The organism is Streptomyces sp. W16 (assembly GCF_033194735.1).
Lineage (GTDB): Bacteria > Actinomycetota > Actinomycetes > Streptomycetales > Streptomycetaceae > Streptomyces.
Genome location: NZ_JAWOAI010000845.1, coordinates 1 through 2,733, shown reverse-complemented (window position 1 = coordinate 2,733; position 2,733 = coordinate 1). Strand labels below are relative to the sequence as shown.

General features: G+C 73.2%; 2 protein-coding genes. Both read right to left on the bottom strand.

Translation table 11 applies throughout. The features are described from left to right. On the bottom strand, window positions 1-466 hold a 466-nt coding region (locus R6V09_RS50320), incomplete at its 3' end, for a precorrin-2 dehydrogenase/sirohydrochlorin ferrochelatase family protein (protein WP_317888120.1). Between the two features lie 118 nt (window positions 467-584). Next, window positions 585-2,733: nicotinate-nucleotide--dimethylbenzimidazole phosphoribosyltransferase (gene cobT / locus R6V09_RS50315; protein WP_317888119.1), on the bottom strand; the 2,149-nt coding region annotated here is incomplete at its 5' end.

The window sequence follows — 2,733 nt, the reverse complement described above, 5'->3', positions numbered from 1 at the left end:
CGTCGCGCAGGCCCGCGACGACCGCGTCGCGGATCGCGGCGGTGTGGCGGGGGTCCCGGCCGCGCGCGTTCGTGGTGAGTACGGCGACGGTGACGCCCTCGCTGTGGCCGGTCGCCGGGGTCCAGGCGGTGGCCTGGTCGGCGTCGTCGGAGCGGACGCACCAGACGCGGTTCAGCTCCGCTTCGGCGGAGGCTCGGTTGTTCGCTTCCGGATCCGTGGTGGCGATCAGGGCGTACCAGGCGCTCGCCAAGTCGCCTTCCGCATACGGTCGGCGCTCCCAGGCGATCTCGCCCGCGTCCGCCATCGCCTCTACGGACGGGGTCGCCTCAGGGGATACGAGGGTGATGTCCGCGCCCGCCGCGATCAGCGCAGGCAGCCGGCGCTGGGCGACCTGGCCGCCGCCGAGGACGACGACCCTGCGGCCGGTGAGGCGGAGGCCTACGGGGTAGGCGGGGTTTTCGGCCATGAGGGTGCGGCTCCTCTTTTACGGCGTGCGGTGGCCCTGACGTGCAGATTTTACGGGCAGGGGGCTGTGGCGGCTCAGCCGGTCCACTGGCTGAGCCGCGACAGTCCCCTGCGGGCGCCTACTTCTCGGTCACCCCTGCGGAGTCGAACGTCGCCACCTCGTGCATCGCCCGCGCCGTGCTCTGCACCAGCGGCAGGGCGAGCAGCGCGCCCGTGCCCTCGCCGAGGCGGAGGTCGAGGTCGACCAGGGGGCGCAGGCCGAGCTTGTTGAGGGCGGCGACGTGACCCGGTTCGGCGCTGCGATGGCCCGCGATGCAGGCCGCGAGGACCTCGGGGGCGATGGCGCGGGCGACGAGGGCCGCCGCGCCGGCGCTGACGCCGTCCAGGATCACCGGCGTACGCAGGGAGGCGCCGCCGAGCAGCAGGCCGACCATGGCCGCGTGCTCGAAGCCGCCGATCGCGGCGAGTACGCCGATGGGGTCGGCGGGGTCCGGCTGGTGGAGTTCGATCGCGCGGCGCACGACCTCCGTCTTGCGGGCCAGGGTCTCGTCGTTGATGCCGGTGCCCCGGCCGGTGACGTCGGCGGGGTCGGTGTCCGTGAACACCGAGATCAGGGCGGCGGACGCGGTGGTGTTCGCGATGCCCATCTCACCGGTGAGCAGCGCCTTGTTGCCGGCCGCCACCAGGTCGCGGGCCGTCTCGATGCCGACCTCGATGGCCTGCTTGGCCTCCTCGCGGGACATCGCCGGACCGGTCGTCATGTCGGACGTGCCGGCACGGATCTTGCGGGGCAACAGGCCTGGTGTGGCCGGGAGTTCGGACGCCACACCGACGTCCACGACACACACCTCGGCGCCCACCTGGCTCGCGAAGGCGTTGCAAACGGCGCCGCCGCCAAGGAAGTTGGCGACCATCTGGGCCGTGACCTCCTGCGGCCAGGGGGTGACGCCCTGCGCGTGCACACCGTGGTCGCCCGCGAAGATCGCGACGGCCGCGGGCTCCGGGATCGGCGGCGGGCACTGCCGGGAAAGCCCGGACAACTGCGCGGAGATGATCTCCAGCATGCCGAGCGAACCCGGCGGCTTCGTCATCCGCTTCTGCCGCTCCCACGCCTCACCGAGCGCCTTCGCGTCCAGCGGGCGGATCCCGGCGACGGTCTCCGCGAGCAGGTCGTGCGGGTCCTCACCGGGCAGGGCGCGGCGGCCGTACGTCTCCTCGTGCACGACCCACGACAGTGGTCGGCGCTTGGACCAGCCGGCCTGCATCAGCTCGGGCTCGTCCGGGAACTCGTCGACGTAGCCGACGCAGAGGTACGCGATGACCTCCAGGTGCTCCGGCAGACCGAGCGCGCGGACCATCTCGCGCTCGTCGAAGAAGCTGACCCAGCCGACCCCGAGGCCCTCGGCGCGGGCGGCCAGCCAGAGGTTCTCGACGGCGAGGGCGGCGGAGTACGGCGCCATCTGCGGCTGCGTGTGCCGGCCCAGGGTGTGCCGGCCGCCACGGGTGGGGTCGGCGGTGACGACGATGTTCACCGGGGTGTCGAGGATGGCCTCGATCTTCAGTTCCTTGAACTGCTTCGCCCGGCCCTTGGGCAGCGACTTCGCGTACGCCTCGCGCTGACTCTGGGCCAGTTCGTGCATGTTGCGGCGGGTGTCGGCGGAACGGATGACCACGAAGTCCCACGGCTGGGAGTGCCCGACGGACGGGGCCGTGTGCGCCGCCTCCAGCACACGCAGCAGCACGTCGTGCGGGATCGGGTCGCTGCGGAAGCCGTTGCGGATGTCACGGCGCTCGCGCATCACCTTCAGCACGGCCTCGCGCTCGGCGTCGTCGTAGCCGGGTGCCGCCGGGCCGGTGGACTCTCGTACGTCTTCCACTGCGGCCGTGCTCTCTTCTTCCTGGTCGGCGGCCCGGGTGTCCAGGTCGTCCGCGTGCTGTACGAGTTCGGGCTCGCCGTCGGCATCGGCCTCTCGGGGACCGGGGACGGTGACGAAGGCCTCCGCGCCGGCGGCCGGATCCTCAGTGGGGAGGGTGAGGGGGTGCGGCGGGGTCGGTGCGAGGTGCGGAGTGGTGGGCACCGAGCCCTCCACCGGCACGAAGCGGCCGAGGGAGTCGTCGGGGCTGGGGCCGGAGGCCGCCGCGACGGCCTGCGGCACCTCGGCGAACTCGACGAACTCGGCGTCCGGGGTGGCGGGTTGGGCGAGGGGGATGCCCTCGGGGCCGACCGGGGGTGTCTCCGGGGCCGCGGCGAGCGGGTGAGGCTCGACG